General features: G+C 48.9%; 20 protein-coding genes and 1 pseudogene. 4 read left to right on the top strand and 17 right to left on the bottom strand.

What is annotated here, in order from left to right:
• Positions 1-17 precede the first annotated feature (17 nt).
• The 7 genes from L0M14_RS04450 to L0M14_RS04420 form a co-directional block, all read right to left on the bottom strand.
• Complete coding sequence (locus tag L0M14_RS04450; protein WP_235121023.1) at positions 18-218, bottom strand: hypothetical protein; 201 nt, start codon at positions 216-218, stop codon at positions 18-20.
• Between the two features lie 34 nt (positions 219-252).
• Entirely contained in the window at positions 253-1,986 is a 1,734-nt protein-coding gene (locus L0M14_RS04445) for a copper resistance CopC/CopD family protein (protein WP_235121022.1), read from the bottom strand.
• Complete coding sequence (locus L0M14_RS04440) at positions 1,898-2,326, bottom strand: DUF2203 domain-containing protein (protein ID WP_235121021.1); 429 nt, start codon at positions 2,324-2,326, stop codon at positions 1,898-1,900. Before L0M14_RS04440 ends, L0M14_RS04445 begins: the two co-directional genes overlap by 89 nt.
• Before the next feature lie 57 nt (positions 2,327-2,383).
• Positions 2,384-2,947, bottom strand: a complete 564-nt coding sequence (nikR, locus tag L0M14_RS04435) for a nickel-responsive transcriptional regulator NikR (RefSeq protein ID WP_235121020.1) — start codon at positions 2,945-2,947, stop codon at positions 2,384-2,386.
• 63 nt (positions 2,948-3,010) lie between these two features.
• Positions 3,011-4,714, bottom strand: coding sequence for a GGDEF domain-containing response regulator (locus tag L0M14_RS04430; protein WP_235121019.1), 1,704 nt, complete (start codon positions 4,712-4,714; stop codon positions 3,011-3,013).
• Between the two features lie 104 nt (positions 4,715-4,818).
• Entirely contained in the window at positions 4,819-5,196 is a 378-nt protein-coding gene (locus L0M14_RS04425; RefSeq protein ID WP_235121018.1) for a response regulator, read from the bottom strand.
• 39 nt (positions 5,197-5,235) lie between these two features.
• On the bottom strand, positions 5,236-5,607 hold the full coding sequence (locus tag L0M14_RS04420) for a gamma-glutamylcyclotransferase family protein (protein ID WP_235121017.1): 372 nt from the start codon (positions 5,605-5,607) through the stop codon (positions 5,236-5,238).
• 177 nt (positions 5,608-5,784) lie between these two features.
• On the opposite strand from L0M14_RS04420, the gene L0M14_RS04415 reads away from it, so the two are divergent.
• The gene (locus L0M14_RS04415) at positions 5,785-6,552 is read left to right on the top strand and encodes a hypothetical protein (protein WP_235121016.1); all 768 of its coding nucleotides are present in this window, start codon (positions 5,785-5,787) and stop codon (positions 6,550-6,552) included.
• On the opposite strand, the gene L0M14_RS04410 is transcribed toward L0M14_RS04415, so the two are convergent.
• From L0M14_RS04410 to L0M14_RS04385, 6 genes are all read right to left on the bottom strand, one after another.
• Positions 6,532-6,819 (bottom strand): CD3324 family protein, encoded by a 288-nt coding sequence (locus L0M14_RS04410; protein ID WP_235121015.1) that lies wholly within the window; start codon positions 6,817-6,819, stop codon positions 6,532-6,534. The genes L0M14_RS04415 and L0M14_RS04410 overlap by 21 nt on opposite strands.
• A 604-nt stretch (positions 6,820-7,423) precedes the next feature.
• On the bottom strand, positions 7,424-8,188 hold the full coding sequence (locus L0M14_RS04405; RefSeq protein ID WP_235121014.1) for a LamB/YcsF family protein: 765 nt from the start codon (positions 8,186-8,188) through the stop codon (positions 7,424-7,426).
• A gap of 242 nt (positions 8,189-8,430) precedes the next feature.
• The gene (locus L0M14_RS04400) at positions 8,431-9,453 is read right to left on the bottom strand and encodes a 5-oxoprolinase subunit C family protein (protein WP_235121013.1); all 1,023 of its coding nucleotides are present in this window, start codon (positions 9,451-9,453) and stop codon (positions 8,431-8,433) included.
• The gene (pxpB, locus tag L0M14_RS04395; protein WP_235121012.1) at positions 9,434-10,273 is read right to left on the bottom strand and encodes a 5-oxoprolinase subunit PxpB; all 840 of its coding nucleotides are present in this window, start codon (positions 10,271-10,273) and stop codon (positions 9,434-9,436) included. Before pxpB ends, L0M14_RS04400 begins: the two co-directional genes overlap by 20 nt.
• Entirely contained in the window at positions 10,270-11,076 is an 807-nt protein-coding gene (locus L0M14_RS04390) for an alpha/beta hydrolase (RefSeq protein ID WP_235121011.1), read from the bottom strand. The genes pxpB and L0M14_RS04390 overlap by 4 nt, the downstream gene beginning before the upstream one ends.
• 217 nt (positions 11,077-11,293) lie before the next feature.
• Positions 11,294-12,889: a bifunctional metallophosphatase/5'-nucleotidase gene (locus L0M14_RS04385; RefSeq protein ID WP_235121010.1), complete on the bottom strand. Its 1,596-nt coding sequence runs from the start codon at positions 12,887-12,889 to the stop codon at positions 11,294-11,296.
• Between the two features lie 146 nt (positions 12,890-13,035).
• Between L0M14_RS04385 and L0M14_RS04380 the strand changes: the two genes are divergently transcribed.
• Together L0M14_RS04380 and fur are read left to right on the top strand one after the other, a co-directional pair.
• Positions 13,036-14,004 (top strand): phosphate/phosphite/phosphonate ABC transporter substrate-binding protein, encoded by a 969-nt coding sequence (locus L0M14_RS04380; protein ID WP_235121009.1) that lies wholly within the window; start codon positions 13,036-13,038, stop codon positions 14,002-14,004.
• Positions 14,005-14,596: 592 nt separating this feature from the next.
• Complete coding sequence (fur, locus tag L0M14_RS04375) at positions 14,597-15,043, top strand: ferric iron uptake transcriptional regulator (protein ID WP_235121008.1); 447 nt, start codon at positions 14,597-14,599, stop codon at positions 15,041-15,043.
• A gap of 82 nt (positions 15,044-15,125) precedes the next feature.
• On the opposite strand, the gene phnE (L0M14_RS04370) is transcribed toward fur, so the two are convergent.
• The 4 genes and pseudogenes from phnE (L0M14_RS04370) to L0M14_RS04355 form a co-directional block, all read right to left on the bottom strand.
• On the bottom strand, positions 15,126-15,929 hold the full coding sequence (gene phnE, locus L0M14_RS04370; RefSeq protein WP_405031042.1) for a phosphonate ABC transporter, permease protein PhnE: 804 nt from the start codon (positions 15,927-15,929) through the stop codon (positions 15,126-15,128).
• A 57-nt stretch (positions 15,930-15,986) separates the two neighbouring features.
• Positions 15,987-16,640 (bottom strand): annotated as a pseudogene (gene phnE / locus L0M14_RS04365) (phosphonate ABC transporter, permease protein PhnE); the annotation flags it as partial.
• A 56-nt stretch (positions 16,641-16,696) separates the two neighbouring features.
• Positions 16,697-17,470: a phosphonate ABC transporter ATP-binding protein gene (gene phnC, locus L0M14_RS04360; protein ID WP_235121007.1), complete on the bottom strand. Its 774-nt coding sequence runs from the start codon at positions 17,468-17,470 to the stop codon at positions 16,697-16,699.
• Positions 17,471-17,638: 168 nt separating this feature from the next.
• Complete coding sequence (locus L0M14_RS04355) at positions 17,639-18,661, bottom strand: HoxN/HupN/NixA family nickel/cobalt transporter (protein WP_235121006.1); 1,023 nt, start codon at positions 18,659-18,661, stop codon at positions 17,639-17,641.
• 199 nt (positions 18,662-18,860) lie between these two features.
• Here L0M14_RS04355 and L0M14_RS04350 point away from each other — a divergent pair, with 199 nt between their 5' ends.
• The gene (locus L0M14_RS04350; protein WP_235121005.1) at positions 18,861-19,670 is read left to right on the top strand and encodes a sensor histidine kinase; all 810 of its coding nucleotides are present in this window, start codon (positions 18,861-18,863) and stop codon (positions 19,668-19,670) included.
• Positions 19,671-19,716 lie beyond the last annotated feature (46 nt).

The raw sequence follows: 19,716 nt of genomic DNA, 5'->3' as shown, positions 1-19,716 counted from the left end.
GGCTTATAAAGAGCCGGTTACTCTCTTTTGGCAGCCCGGATCTTGGCTTGAATTTCATTCAGCGCTCCGATCAACTGGTCAATCTCTCGCGCTTCCAGCCGCAAGGTGACGTAGCTCGGTGCAATACCGCCATCGTTCACTTCAATAATGGCCTCCTGATCGCGATCATCCCATTTGATTGAGATCAACTCCTGCTCAAGAATGTTGTGCCATGCCATACGCGCTCACCTACTCCTTTCGATGATCAAGCAGCTAATACAAAATAAAATCTTTATGGTACACGGTCTCGTTGTCCTCCGAATCCATTACCCGAATCTCAAGATCCCAGTTCCCCCGCAGGGTTAAGTACGCGCCAGAAACCTTATAGCTGTATGAGGCCAAGTCGCCATACGACTCCAGCTGATCTTCTTCTTTATAAGGAGCGACCGGTACCTGAATGGGCGAAATGTTCTTATCATCCACGTAGTGTAAGATCATTTCGACATGCTTGGGCTCTCCAAGCTTCTCGGGCAGCCACACCTTGGTCACGAAGGTATTGGTACCCTGCACCTTAGGCGTGATTTCAGCAGTCATATGGATCTTGTCCCCCATAACGTGGTACATGAGCGGCTCGTTAGCCGGAATGGGAGCCAAATAAGTGATCAATCCTACAAGCAGAATAATAACAGCCATCAGACTAAAATCAATTTTGACCCAAATGTGGACCTGCCCATCTTTCTTCTTTCTTAACAAAATGCGCAGAATGATACCTGTAACCAGTACCAACACGACGGCGCCAATCTTGGCCAGCATAAATTGACCCCAGCCCGAGTAAAGCAAATAATGCCAATTCGGAAGGAATAACCATATGGATATAAATCCGGATACGACCAAAACAAGAATAGACAAAAATGCCATCCTGGAAAATGCTCGAATGAATGTAGCTCTGTCTTCGGTTTTGCCCAGCCACTTCACCAACAGCATGAGCAGCCCGCCTACCCATAAAGCGGCCGCAGCCAGATGGACAAAGTCAAGTGTAACGGTTACCGCGTACGGTGAAAAGGAAGCGGCGTGCCCGCTAAAGCACTTGACAGCCAAAAGCGCGAGTCCCCAGACGATGTCTAGCAGGGCCCATCTTCCAACAACCGCGAAACCGATGAAGGACAGCAGCAGCAGAAGCACCCAACTGATGCCTACGCTTGTAGCACTCATCAGCTCCCACAGCTCTCTAGCGCCTCCACCGCCTAACAAGTCTTCCACATGCGTGAAAATGAGCAGCAGCAGCGCAATCAAATGCCCTCTCTGCAAATTCAATGTCCATGCGGAGAGCGTCCCCTTCTGATCTCGGTTACGGCGAAACAATCTCAGCCAAATGACCCAGCCCGCTAGAGCCAAAACCGTAAAATACCAAAGCCCTCGAAACGCATACTGCAGCATGACTTTATTACTAAAGGAACCGCTGCTAAGCCCATGTTGATGGGACACTTGTCCCGTAGGCAACTGCAGCTTTTCTTCCTGAGGAGGATTGCCGACCGTAATCGGATAGCTTCCTCCCACGGGATGACCGTCTGCCGAAATCACATGGTAGCTGATCAAGTATACGCCTTCCGGCAATTGGGGAAGCTTCAGAATCATGCCTGTGTGATCCGCATTCATAACCGCTTTATCGGTCACGGCTTCCCTACCCTTGCTGTTGTAAACCTTGATATAAAAAAGTCCGTCATCCAGACGCTCGTTAAAGGTTAGAGACACCTCCGCCGGGGACTCGGCAAACTTGCTATCCGCTTGCGGTGTTGATTCCACTAAAGATGCATGTGCCAAAGCTTGTCCTGGTTGTGATGAAAGCCCAAGAAGCAAGAGCAGCAGCACCAAAACCATGCCTGCCATACGTCGTTTGAATCTAAAGAGAGTGATTGGATTATTCATGATCATCACTAGTCCCTTGATCCGTGATTGGCTTTCGTCCCGCAAATCCATCGTGCACACCGTGATAGTAGCGTATGGCATCCTCACCCTGCTTCCAGCAGAGTAGTACCTCTTCGCCATCGATCATAGCCGGAAAATCGATTAATCCCGTATCGATATCCTTCAGTTCGACCCCTTGAAGCTGAAAGCTCTGAATCAAGCTGCGCGCCTCAATTTGTATAAATTCGAGCTCCGCTTCCTGCACGAAGAACAGATCTTCACCGTTACTTCCTTGAATGCCTGCATGCAGCTCTTTACTTCGACGAAGCTCGCTATATTTCATGTCGAATTGCTTCTTCAAAGCTTGAATAGCCTGCAGCTGCCGATCCATCTCAGGAATCAGCGCGTTAGCCTCTTGCAAGCTAAAATATTTGATTGACATGCCGTCACCTCCAGCTACCATTGTAGCAAAAACCTGATCTGACTTCGAATTCAACGGTTATTCATGGGAATGGTCGCTGTGACTATGTGAATGCGAATGAGAATGAGTATGTGAATGTGATTGAGAATGAGAATGAGAATGAGAATGTGAATGTGAATGTGATTGTGATTGAGAATGAGATTGAGAATGCTGGTTGGCACTCGTCTCATCTACGTGAGTAACTGACAGCTCGGCGTACCCGACGCCTTTTAAGACCTGGATCTGCTGCTGCAGCTTTCGAAGCTGACGCACTTTGCCTCGCACAACCAGTATTTCCAGACACTGCTGATGATTCAAATGAATATGCATCGTAGATATGATTTCATGATGATACAAATGCTGCAGCTCTGTCAGAGTAATCGGCAGGTCGCTGACATGATGATCGTATACCATCACAATGGTGCCGGCTACAGTCTCCTCTTCCTGCATCGAGCTCTGCTCCAGCAGCGACCGCCGAACAAGATCACGAATTGCTTCCGAACGATTATCGTAGCCCTGCTGCATAATCAGCTGATCAAACTGCTCGATTAAGGACTGCGGCATCGATATACCGAAGCGGACCAACGTTTCCTTATCTGTCATTAGAAATCTCCTTTCATTTTGGCACGAAAAAAGGACACCGAACATGTCCGATATCCCAATTGCTCATTCATCTAGTTGCATCAAACGACGAACCCGCATTTCCAATTCAACAAGCGAAAAAGGCTTGGTCATATAATCGTCAGCCCCCATCCGGTAGCCTCGAAGGAGATCATCAGATTTCTTTTTGCCTGACAGCATTAAGACTTTCGTCTCTCGCACTGCGATCTCCGGACTACCCTTAATTCGATCTAGTAGATGGAAGCCGTCCATATTAGGCATCATGCCGTCTAAAATACACGCGTCAAATGAGGAATCGACTAGCAGCTGCAGCGCCTCTGCGCCATCGGAAGCTTGCATAATCTCAATCGGAAGATGCTCCAGATGGGAAAGAAGAATCGACCGCAGGATATGATCGTCATCAACGATCAACAGCTTTTTCTTTGAAAAATGCTCAGCTGCAGATTGAGTTGTTGTTTGAGGCGAGGATGAATCCGGTGCTTGAGCGACAGCAATCCGATTTCTGCCCCCCTGCTTGGCTTGATACATCGCATGGTCAGCCGTGTTGAGCCACTCGTCCACAGGCTGCCCTGGCTGCCACTGTGCGAGACCTGCTGAGAATGTGATGGAGAATGCTTGTCCGTCGTTCTTAGCCACCGGCTTTTCCCGAACCACTTGCAATACATTCTCTAAAACTTGCTTGGCTTGCTCAAGCGGAGTATTCGGAAGGGCTATTACAAACTCTTCCCCGCCGAACCGTGCCAATAAATCGGTCGAACGCAGATTTTTTTGGAGTACATGCGCTAAGCCCTGAAGTACCAGGTCGCCGATCGGATGGCCGTATGTATCGTTAATAGATTTGAACTTATCGATATCAATAAATGCCAGTGAAATGGGCACATCATACCGCTGCGTCCGCTGAAGCTCGATACCGATCTGTAAATCGAAATATCTGCGATTGAATACACCGGTGAGCGCATCGCGAAAAGCAAGCTGTTCAAAGTTTTTGGTTCGTTTGAGAATACTGTATATTCGCGCTGCCAGTTCATCATATTGGAATGGCTTGGTTACATAATCATCCGCTCCAAGCTTAAAGCACTTGACCTTATCGCTTACATCATTGCGTCCGGACAGTACAATTAGGGGAAGCCATTTTAATGTGGGGTCTTCTTTCAAGAACTCGAACAACTCGAAACCGGAATGCGGAGACATCATTAAGTCCAGGATCACGATATCATAGGTGTGCTCCCGCAGCATCCGTTTGGCCGATTCGACATCAGCAGCCTCGTTCACCTGACTGTCATCAAGCTGCAAGCGCCTGGTTAAGTAGGAACGGAGCACTTCGTCGTCATCCACAAGCAGGATGCGGCTGTTCATCGTCCCCAGCAACGATCCACCGCCCGGATTATGCTGCTCTTCCTTCTTCAACTCCAGCTCGCAAACCTCTGATTCCAAGACGATCTGATCGCAAATTTCACGGCTGGCCGCCAAGCATTCTTGAATCAGAGCTGCTTCATCCTTCTTATTTATGAGGACGTCGTCCAATTCGCTCGTTTGCGTCCATTCCCACACTCGGACAATTTCCTCCGCCAGCTTGCCGATTCGAATATATTCGAAGATTGGAGCGCTTCCCTTAAGTGTATGAGCGATTCGATACAGCTGAAGCATATCCGAATCATCAGGCGAAAGTGCGATTCTCCCCATCAAGGAGGTAAACTGCTCCAACTGCTTGGCCAGCTCCCGGATGAAGAGCTTCCTGCCCTGTCTCATTACTCTTGCCTCTTTATCTGTGCGCATACTAAATTCACGATTCAAGCCATTCACCATTACTTTCCCTTTTTGTCCACTCTGCGAGTCAGCACATACCCAGCAGGCTAAACACCGTTTAATAAGCCCTCAACCGTGTCCAGCAGCTGAAGCGGACTAAACGGTTTTACAATATAAGTCGTAACTCCGGCAGCTTTCGCCTTTTCTTTATCCTTTTCCAGCGCCTTGGCCGTAAGGAGAATAACTGGTATATTCCGGTTGGGGCCGCCATTTTTTCTGAGCCAATCGCAGACCTCAACGCCGGTACGCTCCGGCATCATGTAGTCGAGGATGACCAAGTCATACGAATGCTTGCTCAGCTGCTCGATAGCTTGCTGTCCATCTTCAGCTTCCGTAATGGCATACCCTTCTTCTGATAGCGTTTCCGTTAACAAAAATCGCAGCGCAACCTCATCGTCCGCCAGCAAAATGCGAAAATCCGACATGATAATACTCCCTTACATCCATGTAATGCCCTGATTATATCATTTCATTTGATACTTTCGCCATGATCCGCTAAGAATTTCCCGAAGGCCGGAAACATCCTCCCAACTATATACCCAGCCTTCCCGATCCCCCGAAATATCCTGAATCCATACACGTTCGTACTCGTTATCTTCACCCGGACCTTTATAATCCTCCAGCTCATCCATCGCCTGCAGCCCTTCTTCCGTCACTTCCAGCCACTGACCTTCTACAATGCGATCCTGCTTCTCTATAGACAATGCCGGATAAGGACCCGTGTCAAATAACCGCCCTCGGATAGCCCCTTCTTGAATCGATCGTACATAGGGAGCTGCGATATGGTGATTGCTTTCCCCTTCCAGCAGTGTGCCGTATACGAATACATAAATCATGGCTGCAGCTCCTTCCTTTTGTGTATCTACATGATACTGTACCAGATTGGGCGGATTTTTTAGCGTAGGATGTGGAGATGATTTTGACTAATAAGTTGTGATTCCAAAAAGAGGAAAACGATATTTTTTACGGAAATTATAAATTTGAATTGAACCTCCCCTAAAGGAAGTGTTGAGATGGAAACACCAATTGTAAATAAGGACTGGAGTGACTTTACCAATGAAATTCGTTGGTTTGTTAAGCCAAACGATCAAGTGAGCTTATCGATGACCTTAGATGGCAATGATTTCTTTAAATTTCCTGACACTTTCACTAGCATGTATCCTGTCTTAAGTGACTTATTAAAGAAAGCACGTGTCACACGCGTACAGATTAACGAGCTACATTTCCAACTGCTAGGATGGTCAGACCATAACGAAAACTCGTTCGGTTGGCTAGCTAAGCCTCCTGCCATAGATATTAATAAGCCATTGTCCAAAGAACATCGTCTTCTTTTAACATACTTCGGAGGAATTACGGAGAGATGGAATGAAAGCGAAGATAGCTGGCTTCTCAATTTAAACTCAGCACTGACACTTGAAGATGCAGTCGAAGGCTTTCGAGAATGGGAAGATTATATCACCTATATGATCAATGATGAAGGACTTGTAAGTCCTATCAATGCAAAGGATTACATAGCGTTCGCCTTTGAAGCTAACGGAAACATGACCCTATATCATAGGCAGCATTCATCAATCATGATGCTTGCTCATGATCATTGTTTTGAGCACATAACACCTTTGGAGGGTTATCCCGAGTATACCCTATATACAATTAATGATTGTTCGAACCTTGTTGCTTGGATTGAGGAAGTAGCTAGGCAGGAATTAAGTAGACTGATTGGATGCCGCAAAAGAAAAAACAGCAACTCATTGGTCGCTGTTCTATGCTTGATTCGCCACTAGTTCTCGTGTTTTCACGATAATTTTGCGTATGCTGTCTTCCGAAAGATGGAACGTCTTGATCAGCTCCATCACACTAGTTCCGTTTTGGTACATCCGAAAAATCTCGCGGTTTCGCCGCTCGATGATGACCCGGGTACCGTTATTTTCACCCCATCCGGCGCGCTTTTGCTCCTTCTTGGGAATATATATGATTTCACCCTGGATATACTCTTGTAATTGTTTTAACAGGCTAGGGGGAAGAACGTCCTTGCCATTCTTGTAACTCATGAATGAAAACCTCCTCAAATATGTCGCTCTTTACAGAATTCGCCTTATTTGCCGCGGTTGTTTTCATCGCCCCTAAACCTCCTACCATTACGTGAAAAAACAATAAAAAAACACGATAACACATCGTGCCTGTCGGTTGTATATTCAATTATACAATAATCAGGTGATCGGTTATTCCACGAATGATATTCAGTTAAGAGACGAGTACCTCTGCGGCTCCCGCTGCATTCATAATCGCTACCATTGTGTTCATTGAAATTACTCTCCTTTCACCTTTGTATTTTTGTCAATCGTAACCATTCCATTATATGTGAAAAAGCATCTCGCTGTCTACTTCGCTCATAACATTTATAGCGGAGGCCTTTCGGCCTCCGTATGCCTGATTGCCTCTGCTTACGCAGAGACCACCTCATGTGTTGTAATCAATTCGATCACTCCTTTCCTAAGGAATCAGCCGGCCGGCTACTTCTTTATTTACTCATATTCCATAACTTTCCTCAAGCGAAAGAATGGTTATAATGAATCTTTATTGGGGGCCTGCGGCCTGGTCCCAGGACGGATTCCCGGAGCTTCACGAAACATAAATCCTAGGTCCGGCACTCACTCAGCTAGCGCCGAGTGCCTTGACGGCGATCCCGCCGCGCTCAAGCAGCGAGCGGATATCACGGGCGAACTCCACGGCATGCGCCCCGTCGCCGTGGATACAGATTGTTTCCGCGCGCAGGCTCACTTCCTCTCCCTCCAGGGAGAGGACGCTGCCCTCGCGGACAAGCCGCTCCACCTGCGCCGCCGCAGCCGCGGCGCTCTCCAGCAGCGCGCCGGGCTGCTCGCGCGGCGTGAGCGAGCCGTCCCGCCGGTAGGTGCGGTCCGCGAACGCTTCGCTCGCGGTCCGCAGCCCCGCGGCGGCGCCCGCCCGCAGCAGCTCGCTGCCGGGCGGGCCGTAAAGCGTCAGCTCCGCGCTGACGCTCGCCACAGCAGCCGCAATCGCGGCGGCAAGATCATGGCGCTTCGCCGCCATGTGATAGAGCGCGCCGTGCGGCTTGACATGGCTGACGCGCCCGCCCGCCGCGTGCGCGAATGCCTGCAAAGCTCCGAGCTGATACAGGGTCAGCTCGTAGGCTTCCTCCGCCGAGATCGCAAGCTCGCGGCGACCGAAGCCCTGCAGATCGGGGAGCCCGGGATGGGCCCCGATCGCGACGCCTTTGCGCACGCACAGCTCGACGGTGCGGCGCATGGTGCCCGGATCGCCTGCGTGGAAGCCGCAGGCGATATTGGCGGAGCTGACGTAGTCAAGCAGCTCCTCATCTCGTCCGAGGCGATAGGCGCCGAAGCCCTCGCCCATATCGCAGTTCAAATCAATGTGGAGCATAATGGTTCCTCCTTATGTAAACGTTGATGATTCTATGCACATGTTTGAAGCAAAAGTTAGCAGGAGCTTCCGCTAAAGGCATTCTTCCCCGCATTAATACTGAGCTTATGCCCAACACGCCGCGTATTCCAGTACTATCATTGGAGCGCTAGCGCAAGGCCGCAATTAACACCTATGGGATAACAGAAATGGCGGCATCACTTTCCAAACGTATGTCATTCTCATCTGAGTCAGCCTCTCCTTCACACTAGCCGCGCTTGTACTCCTGCCTGCAGCATACGCAAGTCTGCTTCCTGAAGCAGCAGAAGCTCTTGCGCCGTGCGCAAACTCACCTCTTCAAAGCGAAGTGCTTCGCCGGGCTTCACTTGCGCTGCCAAAGGCAGATCAACCGCAATAACCTGACCGATTCGGGGATACCCGCCTGTTGTCTGGCAGTCTGCCATAAGAAGGATCGGCTGACCGTCGGGCGGCACTTGAAGGACCCCAGGAGTGACGGTTTCCGATATCATTTCCTTAGAACATTCATTCTGCAGCAGCGGCTTATCCCCTATCAACCGATAACCCATCCGATCGGATTGGGAAGATATTCGGAAGTTACTCGTGCGGAGCTGTGTCCAGCTCTCCTCGGTAAATAAGCTCGTCTCCCTAGAGCGGATAAAGCGAAGCTGCGGAGCAGCTGTATAGCGGGGGCGCAGCGAGACGGCAGCTGAGAACTTGGCTGCAGCGTAGGTGCCGAATATTGCCGGCAGAGTTTCCTCCTGATGAAACAGCTTCTTTACTCTCATCATTCCTGCATGCAAATCCACAAGCTCAATCGTATCGCCGCTGCGAAGTGTCCTGCCTCGATGGCCTCCCAAGCCTGCTCGCAGATACGTGCTCCTGCTTCCCATTATTTGATCAGCGGACAAGCCTCCTGCTACAGCCAAATAAGCTCTGCAGCCGCTGACTGCATAGTTGAATTGTAACTCCGCCCCTTCCGGGATAACGAAAGGAGTCCACATCGGCAGCCTCTCCCCGTTCAGGCACGCCTGCATATCGGCTCCGCAGATTGCGGCGAGCAGCGGGCGCTGTGCTTGAAGCTCCGCTCCATGCAGTGTCATCTCCAGCACGGCGGCTGAAGGATCATTACCAACCAGCAGATTGGCTGTTCGGCTTGCAAAGGAGTCCATTGAACCTGAGACAATAACGCCATCCTTACGAAAGCCGTAGCGTCCCATGTCCTGAATCGACGTAAGCAGACCGGGCTTATGGATTACCAGACTCATCGGTTCTCTGTCCCCCCTTTAACTCCTCATACTCCTTAGACGAAATCGGCACGAAACGCACCTCATCTCCTGCTTGCAGCAGTGAGGGCGGTGAGCTTTCAGGGCGGAATAAGCGGATCGGCGTTTGTCCGATCCAGTTCCATCCTCCTGGCGTCTGCAACGGATAAACCCCCGTTTGGCTTCCTCCGATTCCTACAGCCCCCATCGGTAATTGTGTACGAGGTATCGACCTCCGCGGGGTTGCAATCCGTTCATCCAGGCCGCCCAAGTAAGCAAAGCCCGGAGCAAACCCGATCATATAGACCGTATAAATTTTTGCAGTATGTATCTCAATGATTTCTTCAACAGCTAGCTTGTGGTAATGAGCCACCTCTTCAAGATCAGGTCCCCGTTCATCTCCGTAGCATACAGGAATTTCAACAACCTTCGGAGCTTGCTTCGCGCTCTTCGTTTGACCTGAATCCCTGATGTAAAGATCGATTGCCCTGCGAAGATAGTGACTCATTGTATCGAATGGAAGCTCTGACTCATTCTGCAGTTCTAATTGCCCTCCCTCCTCCTGACTGACTGGAAGCTGTGGGAACGTTCTCTTATATACAGTCCACATATCATAATAGATCGTGATCGTTGTATAGGCCATAACCAGCTCGATAAATCCGGGGATGTTTAAGCCTTCCAAGTAAGCCGCCAGCCCTCGAACGCGCTCGTGAATATCCTGCCGGATTTCATTACCTAAACGGATAACAACGGCTGATTCGCCCAGATCGTATATCTCATAAGGAAAGCTCGAATTGCTAAGGTTGGTTTCCGCACTTTTCATCTGAAGCCTTGCTTGGTAAGCCATACAGCGCATAAATCCGTCCAAGCTTTCGCCTCAGGATGGGATTCGGCAAGCCCAAGCCCATGAACGCCACTTGGAAACACATGCAGTTCAAAAGGAACCTGTTGACGGCTTAACGCCGCAGCATACTGCAGGCTGTTTTCCACTGGAACAGCAGCATCATCAGCCGTGTGCCACAGAAATGCAGGAGGACTGTCTGGAGTAACCCGTGTTTCATTGGATAACTGACGAACCCATTCTTCATCCGGGGACTCCCCCAGCAAGCTGAGCTTCGAGCCTGCATGCGTATGTTCGCCGAATGTAATAACGGGATAGCACAGCACCTGAAGATCGGGTCGGCTGCTATAGGTTTCCACCGGGTCATCCGCTTGCGGATTACCGTCATCAAAGTGCGTGGCTGCTGTGGAGGTCAAATGACCTCCCGCTGAGAAGCCGAGAATTCCGAGACGATTTGGATCAATGCTCCATTCCTTGGCATAATGTCTGACCGTGCGGATTGCCCTCTGGGCATCCTGAAGCGGCAGCGGATGACGATTCGGCGCTACGCGGTAGTGAAGGACGAACGCCGAAATGCCCAGGCTATTCAACCATAAAGCTACCGGTTCTCCTTCGTGCGGAGCCCTCCTTACGTAGCCCCCTCCTGGGCATACGATGATCGCGGAGCGAATCCCCTCTCCTTCCGCGGGATAGTACGTCAGTGCAGGACATCCCTCATTGTCAGCATTCAAGGCTGATATAGCTGCCCCAGGCCATAGTTCTATCGTTTGTCGGTTATTACTCATTCTCATTCCCTCCCAGTAGTTGGTGTGCTTACTTTCCATCATAGCGAATCCAAATGGCTGTGAAAAGCCTAGAAGCCACTCCGCGATAAGCCCTAGATGCGCTGGTTAGCCTTGACTTTTCCTGATCAGAGCGTTTGGCGGCTCGCCGTAAAGTGGACAAAAAAGCCGCCTGCAAGAAGGGGGATTTCCTCTTCCTATAGGCGGCTTTGCTCGAAGCTTATCCGACGATAACTTCCCAGTTCTGATTTAGCGAAGCTTCAATCGTACCTTTTTCCATAATATAGTTGGCTAAAAGTTCGGCTACATCGGTCGGGATATCTTTCACTACCGGCTTGTTCTGGAACATGGCATAGTTACCCCCGCCCCCTGCACGGTAATTGTTCATGACGACATCATAGGATGCACGAAGATCTAACGGCTGTCCTTGATACTCAAGCTTGACGACCCGCTGCCCCGGAGGACGGGTAATGTTCAGCTTGTACTCGATTCCTTCCCACATATCGTAGTTGTAATGCTGCGGCTTGGGATCACAGTATTTGGCGCTAACCTTTACTTCACCGCCGGCACCCAGCTCGAAATATTCGGCAGATTGCTCGAGCGCATCTTTAATGTCCTGACCGGTAATGCGGATCACCTTAAGTGTATTGGGGTAGATGTAATTGGATACAATGTCCCTCATTGTAATATCAGAAGGAAATCCCGGCGAAATGTTATCGAACAATGCAGTATTAGAGATTCGAGCTCCGGAAAGCTCCATCTGAACATGATTGATAAATTCGATCAATGGACTGTCTTTCAGCCTGATTTGCATCGGGTCCTTAACAAGCATATCTCCCTTCAGCTTCCCGATCGGCTGATCCAGCCATTCCTGCGTCTTCCTTTCATACTCTTGAACCAGATTGACGATTTCACCGTCCGGCTCAACCCCTTGCACGGAGAGGAGTTCCGAAACTTTGGATACAACGGTCCAGCCGCCTCTCTGCTGCTCAAGCTCCAAAGTCACTTTACCAAGTGCAGCCCCCAAGCTTCCTGGCTGAACGATCAGCACTCCGTTGATCTCCTTACCTGAAAGGCTCCGATGCTGGTGACCTGTCAGCAGAACATCGATCCCTGGAACCTCTTGACAAATTTGATAGCCTTGATTTTCCCCTGTTAATGGCTCTGTAGGCTCACCGCTATGCAAATCGCGCTCAAACCCGCCATGATAAGCAATCACGACCACATCCACGCACTCTTGTTCCCGCAGAAGCTGTACCCACTTGCGAGCCGCCGTAACAGCATCTTCAAAGACAAGTCCTTGTATATGCTCCGGCTGTTCCCAATTTGGGATATAGGGCGTTGTCAGGCCCAGAATACCGATGCGCACACCTTCAGCAGTTTCTTTCACGATATAGGGCTTACCCAGAAAGGGCTGTCCGCTTTGCTCATCCAGAATCGTAGCGCACAACCATGGAAAATTGGACTCTTGCACAGCCTTGTCCAAAATGTTCAGACCATAGTTGAACTCATGATTGCCAAGAACACCGGCATCGTACTTCAAATGGTTCAGACTGTGCACCATCGGGTTCACCGGCGTATTGTCCAGTCTAGCGTGATGATAGGCTAGCGGTGTTCCTTGAATCAAGTCTCCGTTGTCAATTACAATGACATTTTCTTGTTTGCTTCTTTCCTGAGTTATTAATGTTCCGATTTTGGCCAGCCCTACTTCATTAGGCTTATTGTTGGCGTAATGGATCGGCAATACACTGCCATGCAGATCACTAGTTTCCAAAATCGTGACGGTACTCCTCATATTTCGACTTTTTTGCACCATAAACAGTCTCCTGAGTCCAATTTTTTGTTTCAGTTTACATAAAGTTTGTCACTTTAACAAATACTTCACACTATCTTCCATATGGATTGTGTTAATGTTATATTACTACATAAGTAGTGGGAATTTAATTAAACGGAGGTCAAAAAATGTTTAAAAAGTTCGCAGCAATCAGTTTATCCTTAGTCGTAGCAGCAAGTCTTGCTGCTTGCGCTAAGAAAGAGAACAACACCAACACCGCAAGTCCAGCAGCATCGGCTGCCGCTTCCGCAGCACCGGCTGGAGGAACTTTTGTTCCTAAAGAATTAAACGTTCAATTCGTTCCTTCCCAAAACTCAGAAACGCTGGAAGCGAAAGCAAAGCCGCTTGAGAAATTACTGGGGGATAAGCTAGGTATTCCTGTTAAAGTTTCCGTATCCACTGACTACAACGTCGTTATCGAAGCATTAGCTTCCAAACAAGTTGATCTAGGCTTCCTGCCTCCGAGCAACTATGTTGTTGCCCACGATACTCGTAAAGCTGCTGATCTTCTGCTGCAAGCAACTCGTTTTGGCGTTGATGATGCAACAGGCCAACCTACCAAAGATCTTGTAGATTTCTATAAAGCCATGATCGTGGTAAAAGCAGATTCACCAATTAAAGAACTGAAAGATCTGAAAGGCAAGAAAATGGGCTGGCAGGGTGTAACTTCCGCAGCAGGCTACATCTATCCTGGCTACATGCTGAAAAAAGCGGGCGTTGATCCGGTAAAAGACGTAACCGGCATTCAATTCCAAGGTCATGATAAAGCGATGATCGCTCTATTGAACGGCCAAGTTGACGCTGTCGGTGTATTCCAAGATATCCGTGCCAACATGGTGAAGGATTATCCGAACATTTTCAAAGAAACTCGTGTTCTGGGCTTCTCTGATCATATTCCTAACGATACCATCGCGGTTCGTTCCGACATGGCTCCAGACTGGAGAAAGAAAATTCAAGATGCTTTCATCGCGATCGGTAACGATCCGGAAGGCCAAAAAGTTATTTATGACGTATATTCCCACAAAGGTTATGTCGCATCTGACGATTCCAAGTTTGATATCGTTCGTAGTGTTAATAAAGAAATGGGCTTGAAATAAATTGCATGACCCGATTCCATCAAAATGCCTCCACCCGGTCGTTCACGGCCGTGGGGAGGCATTTTCTTCTGCCCTCGTGCTGCTGTTATCTAGAGGGATATGAAAGTGATCGGGGTGAGGGGCTGCATGTCTCGGTCTTGCCGGTTTCTTGCTTGCTCTCGCCTAGAAGCTCAATCTGACGAATGCATGCAATTGGGATAAATACATTGTCCATTTTGATGAGTTGAAAAGTCGGGTAATAATTCGAAATGGTGCCTGTCAGCGTACTGGTTCCACATGTGACACGTACTCTTTCTTTAGCTGCTATAAGCCATTCGAACATTCTATTTTCACCTCTCTATAACTGTATGACAAGCTGAGCATGGTATTCGTTACATGAAACATGATCTTATGAGATGATTACTTGTTTTCCTGGAGTATAACGACAGATCCCCTAGATAGTTTCATGTCGTTGTACTCCAGGATCAGGGTCATTTGGCACGAAAATGTTTTGACACCTTTTCTTATTTACTTTTATAATGATTTTAGAATCATTATAAATTACTTTTCTCTTTTGGAATTGAAAGGAACATACACGATGGACGCACAGACCATGCATTCAACTTTAGATAAAATAAAGAAACAGCTTACCGTTAAAGGCTTCAAGCTTACGCCTCAACGGGAAGCAACCGTTCGAGTGCTGCTGGAGCACGAAGACGATCACTTAAGCGCTGAAGATGTGTACATTCTCGTTAAAGCCAAATTCCCTGAAATCGGTCTAGCTACCGTATATCGTACGTTGGAGCTGCTAAGCGAGCTGCATGTCGTGGAGAAGATTAACTTTGGTGACGGTGTGGCCCGGTATGATTTACGCAATGAAAGCCAGGAGCATCATCATCATCATTTGATTTGCTTGACATGTGGAAGTGTAGAGGAAATTAAGGAGGATTGGCTGCTGCCGCTGGAGCTTCGCCTCGAACAGGAGTTTCAATTCAAGGTTCTTGATCATCGGCTTGATTTTCAAGGCACTTGTCGGGAGTGTCTGAGTAAAGCCGAGTAGATACGTTCCACTTTCCCATATTAAAAAAAGAGCTGCCCCACCATCAATGCGGTGAGCAGCTTTTTTTGATATTTCTATTTATTTATACGATTCGTTTGCGAAGCGCGCCGGAGATGTAGTCTATAATCGAGACCGTAACAATGATGCCGATCAAGATGATGCCTACCCGCGGCCATCCGCGTGCGTTAATGGCGAATACTAGCGGTGTTCCGATACCGCCTGCGCCAATAATACCGAGCAGTGTAGCCGAACGGACGTTAATCTCGAAGCGGTACAACGAGTAAGAGATGAATTCCGGTATAACCTGCGGTACGACCGCGTAGGCCAGTGTCTGCCAACGATTGGCACCGACTGCCGTCATTGCCTCTGTAGGCCCCATATCCATGTTCTCGATGCCTTCGGCGTACAGCTTACCGAGCATCCCCACGGAGTGAAGCCCAAGTGCCATAACCCCTGCGAAAGCATTAGGTCCGACCGCTTTAATGAAGATCAAGGCCATGACGACCTCAGGAATCGTTCTGACGATACTAAGGAAGAGCTTGCCGGAACCGGATACCAAGCGATTGCGGGACATGTTGGAAGCTGCCCAGAAGGCGAATGGAAGACATACGACTGCAGATACGAAGTTCCCCAAGTAGGAAATCGCAAGCGTCTCGAGCATCATTCGAATCAAATCTTCCCCGTCTGGATTATAGACGTATGACCAATCCGGGTGAAGCAGTCCGCTTACCATCGATTTGGTGAGCGTCCAAGTCGTCGGCTGGAAGCCCGTCAATTCGAGACCTGTCAGAGACCAGATGAACAGTCCTGCAACGATGATCCATCCCAGGATCGTGTAGGCTCTGGATCTCTGTGGGGAGACAGGGCCTTTGCCGCCTTTTAGCAAATAGGAGCGAATTCGTGTACTTACCGTATCAATGAGAACTACAACAATCAGCGTATAGATAATAATCGAGCAGGCTTGGTCGTAACGGAATAAATCCAATACGTTTTTGAGAAGCAGCCCGATTCCTCCTGCGCCGACTAAACCCAGAATCGCTGAAGCACGGATGCTGACTTCAAACGTATAAAGCAAATGGGCCAAATAGGTAGGCGCAACCTGGGGAATCACACCGAAGCGAATCCATTTGATTTTGTTCGCGCCGACAGCCGTCATCGCTTCCAGCGGTCCCGGGTCAATAGCCTCGGTAGATTCGTAAGCCAGCTTGGATAATATACCGAATGTAAAAAAGATCAGAGCAAGCGTACCTGCTGTAGGACTGAAGCCGACGAGTACGGCAAAGATAGCAGCGTACAACAAGTCCGGTATGGTACGAATCAAGTTCATAATGAGGCGAGCCGGATAGAACAGCCATGGAGCCGTCGTTACATTACGCGCAGCAAGCAGCGCCATTGGGTAAGCGAACAAAGCTCCGATTAAGGTTCCAAGAATGGACATTTGAAGCGTTTCCCTCATCGGCTTCCAAATATCCGCGAAGAATTGCCAATCCGGCGGGAACATCTCCGCAATAAAGGATGTGATCTGCGGAGTTCCGATAATCAGCTTCGTGAAGGTCGCATCCGTATCATAGGCGCTCGCAATGAGCAGTACAACCATGATAACGAAGGAGAGATAAAATTTACTTCGGGATGGTTTCATGGCCGTTTTGGAGCTCATCCCTCCTGCACCCCCAGAAGCTCGTTTTTATCGATCGGACGTCCGTAGATCTCTGAGAACTTCGCGTCGGTTGCCTCAGCAACTGGTCCGTCAAATACGACCTGTCCTGCACGAAGTCCAATGATCCGCGTTGCATACTCTCTAGCCAGATCGATAAAGTGGAGATTAACGACCGTTGTAATGCCCAGTTCTTGATTAATCCGCTTCAGGTCATCCATAACCTGTCTTGTAGTTAGAGGATCCAAAGACGCTACAGGCTCATCGGCCAGAATGATCTTGGCTTCCTGAGCAAGCGCTCTGGCGATGGACACACGCTGTTGTTGACCGCCGGACAATTCATCGGCGCGAGAGTGTGCTTTTTCCCTGATGTTCACTCTTTCCAGAGCCTTCAACGCCAGCTCGATGTCTTCTTTAGGGAATAAGCCCAGAACTGTTCTTAACGTAGAGTGATAACCTACCCTGCCTGATAACACGTTGCGCAGCACCGTGGAGCGCTTGACCAAATTAAAGGTCTGGAAGATCATCCCGATATCCCGGCGCATACGTCTAAGTCCCGAGCCGGAGGCTTTCGTAATCGACTTGCCGTCAATCAGGATTTGGCCGTCTGTAATCTCATGAAGGCGGTTCATCGAACGCAGCAGCGTTGACTTCCCTGCACCGGACAAGCCGACGATCACAACAAACTCACCGGGATGAATCGTAAGATTAATATCCTTTAGACCTACAGTGCCGTTCGGATAAACTTTAGAGACGTGCTGAAACTCAATCATATAAGTCCTACTTTCTATGAGAAGTATCCTAATTCCAAAACTAACATTCAACGAATTTCGCTAAAATCCTTTTTTCTATAATCTCCTTTATAAAATATTCATATTCCATTGTTCACCAACACAAAAAAAAGATAGCGCGCAGCTACAGCCGCACCGCTACCTCCCTTATTATACCTTAGCGCTCCACCGCTCTTCAATTCGCATTCGTTTCCAAATAGTAACAGAAACTCCCCAAGCAAGCAGAAACAATCCAACCAGTATATAGCCCAGTGTGCCAAAATCAAGCTCCTGCAGCCATGTCCAGAACCCGCCCTGAAGTCCGGCTTGCTCGGAAAACACCTGCCCCAGCTCCACAACGCCGATAATCAATGCTGCAATAACGGCAAGAAGTGTTACGGTCAAGTTATAGTAGAGCTTGCGAACCGGCGAAGTAAATGCCCATTGATATGCTCTGGTCATCAACATGCCATCAGCTGTGTCAAACAGACTCATACCTGCTGCAAACAGCAGCGGCAGTGATAGGATACCGAAGAACGGAATCGCTTCCTTCGCCGCGTTCGCGGAGATAGCCAGAAGCGCGATTTCACTCGCCGTATCAAAGCCCAGACCGAATAGAAACCCGAGCGGATATACATGCCAGCTCTTGCTTATAAATGAAAAGAACGGTTTGATCATACGAGTAATGAAGCCGCGAGACTCCAATACTTTCTCAAATTCATCTTCGTTGTGTGCTCCGCTGCGGAACTTGCGGAACAACTGAAACAAATTTCCCAGTATGATCAGATTTAAGATACCGATTACGACAAGAAAGCAGCCTGACACGGAAGCGCCGATGATACCGCCCAGGTCTGCCATCCACGGCAGTTCCCGCTGTGCCCACTGGACGGAAATGGCTGTTGCTATGGCCATTAAGAAGACGACTGACGAATGGCCCAAGGAAAAATAAAATCCGACCCCAAGCGGATTCTTCTTCTGCTGCACAAGCTTGCGAACCGTATTATCAATCGCAGCGATGTGGTCCACATCAAAGGCATGGCGCATCCCAAGCGTGTATGCCAAGAGGCCGATCCCCCAAAAGGCCGGATGGCTTTTCGCCACACTGAATAAACCGATGATGCCAAGAATATGAAGAAGGATGACAAATCCTGCATAGCCTGCCCAGTTGCGTTTACGTTGAAATAATCGTTCCATACGAGCTGCACCCCTAATCTTTTCCATCGTGTTACGAATCAATAATAATGTAGCACAAGGAGGTGGGTTTGAGAAGCGCTCCCGCTTGTTTTTTGTGAAGAAATCTAACGTTTATATTATTATAGTAGGAGAATGAACTAAGATAGCCCAATATAAAGCATCATACATTCCAATCAACAATAAAAGGCGGTGCTAAACGTTGTCTCTCCGAACTTTAAAGCTGCTAACCATTCTGCTTCCCGTAATCATTATAGGCGGATTCGAATACCTGCGGCATGAATTTTTGTTAAACTATTTATCCATGAAAGCAGGCAATTGGGTCATTACGGGCATTACCCTAGTTCTATCTTACTTCTTTGCATCTTGGATGTTTGAGAGTATTGGGCGCATTAATGTCAAATTAGCTGCCGGGGAGGCACGCCGAGCCGTATACGAGGAACGTGAACGCTTGGCACGGGAACTGCATGACGACCTGGCTCAGACTCTCTTCTTTTTAAATGTAAAGTTGAAGCAAGGCAGTCTGGAAGAGGCTAAGGCAGCAGTGTCCGAAATCGACAATTCGCTGCGGCAGGCCATCTTTAATCTGCGAACACCTCCGGAGGAAGCTTCCTCTTTCCCCTCACGGCTTCATAAGTGGCTGCTGGATTGGCAGGCCGTCACAGGCGTTCAACTGCAGGAGCAGATCGAAATCGCTGAACAAAGCTTCCATTCAGGAGAAGAGATGCAGCTCTTCGGCATCATTCAGGAGGCTTTCACCAATATCCGCAAACACTCCATGGCCACTGAAGCGTCCCTTGTGTTTACAGCCTCCCCGATAGGTTGGAGGCTCCATATTCGTGACAACGGATGCGGGCTGAGTGAGCAAAAAGCTGGGCGAAAAAAATACGGCATCGAGCTTATGAGGAAGCGTGCAGGGGAGTTGGGAGCCGTGCTGGAAGTACGTTCTGCTGAAAATGGGCCAGGTACAGAGCTATTGGCTTATGCTGAAGAAAGGAGGAATGAGCTGTGAGTGAACACCCTTTATACCGCATCCTGATTGTGGACGACCATCCACT

Origin of the sequence: Paenibacillus hexagrammi (assembly GCF_021513275.1) — a bacterium.
Classification (GTDB): domain Bacteria; phylum Bacillota; class Bacilli; order Paenibacillales; family NBRC-103111; genus Paenibacillus_E; species Paenibacillus_E hexagrammi.
This window is presented reverse-complemented; position numbering and strand designations above follow the sequence as displayed.

Excerpts from the sequence above, each read along its gene's own strand:
- L0M14_RS04420 (WP_235121017.1), bottom strand. The coding sequence starts at position 5,607 with ATGATTTATGTATTCGTATACGGCACACTGCTGGAAGGGGAAAGCAAT.
- L0M14_RS04440 (WP_235121021.1), bottom strand. The coding sequence starts at position 2,326 with ATGTCAATCAAATATTTTAGCTTGCAAGAGGCTAACGCGCTGATTCCT.
- L0M14_RS04445 (WP_235121022.1), bottom strand. The coding sequence starts at position 1,986 with ATGCCATACGCTACTATCACGGTGTGCACGATGGATTTGCGGGACGAA.
- fur (WP_235121008.1), top strand. The coding sequence starts at position 14,597 with ATGCATTCAACTTTAGATAAAATAAAGAAACAGCTTACCGTTAAAGGC.
- phnC (WP_235121007.1), bottom strand. The coding sequence starts at position 17,470 with ATGATTGAGTTTCAGCACGTCTCTAAAGTTTATCCGAACGGCACTGTA.
- L0M14_RS04450 (WP_235121023.1), bottom strand. The coding sequence starts at position 218 with ATGGCATGGCACAACATTCTTGAGCAGGAGTTGATCTCAATCAAATGG.
- L0M14_RS04425 (WP_235121018.1), bottom strand. The coding sequence starts at position 5,196 with ATGTCGGATTTTCGCATTTTGCTGGCGGACGATGAGGTTGCGCTGCGA.
- pxpB (WP_235121012.1), bottom strand. The coding sequence starts at position 10,273 with ATGAAAAGTGCGGAAACCAACCTTAGCAATTCGAGCTTTCCTTATGAG.
- L0M14_RS04410 (WP_235121015.1), bottom strand. The coding sequence starts at position 6,819 with ATGAGTTACAAGAATGGCAAGGACGTTCTTCCCCCTAGCCTGTTAAAA.
- L0M14_RS04400 (WP_235121013.1), bottom strand. The coding sequence starts at position 9,453 with ATGAGTCTGGTAATCCATAAGCCCGGTCTGCTTACGTCGATTCAGGAC.
- L0M14_RS04430 (WP_235121019.1), bottom strand. The coding sequence starts at position 4,714 with ATGAGACAGGGCAGGAAGCTCTTCATCCGGGAGCTGGCCAAGCAGTTG.
- L0M14_RS04390 (WP_235121011.1), bottom strand. The coding sequence starts at position 11,076 with ATGAGTAATAACCGACAAACGATAGAACTATGGCCTGGGGCAGCTATA.
- L0M14_RS04355 (WP_235121006.1), bottom strand. The coding sequence starts at position 18,661 with ATGGAACGATTATTTCAACGTAAACGCAACTGGGCAGGCTATGCAGGA.
- nikR (WP_235121020.1), bottom strand. The coding sequence starts at position 2,947 with ATGACAGATAAGGAAACGTTGGTCCGCTTCGGTATATCGATGCCGCAG.
- L0M14_RS04415 (WP_235121016.1), top strand. The coding sequence starts at position 5,785 with ATGGAAACACCAATTGTAAATAAGGACTGGAGTGACTTTACCAATGAA.
- L0M14_RS04380 (WP_235121009.1), top strand. The coding sequence starts at position 13,036 with ATGTTTAAAAAGTTCGCAGCAATCAGTTTATCCTTAGTCGTAGCAGCA.
- L0M14_RS04385 (WP_235121010.1), bottom strand. The coding sequence starts at position 12,889 with ATGGTGCAAAAAAGTCGAAATATGAGGAGTACCGTCACGATTTTGGAA.
- L0M14_RS04405 (WP_235121014.1), bottom strand. The coding sequence starts at position 8,188 with ATGCTCCACATTGATTTGAACTGCGATATGGGCGAGGGCTTCGGCGCC.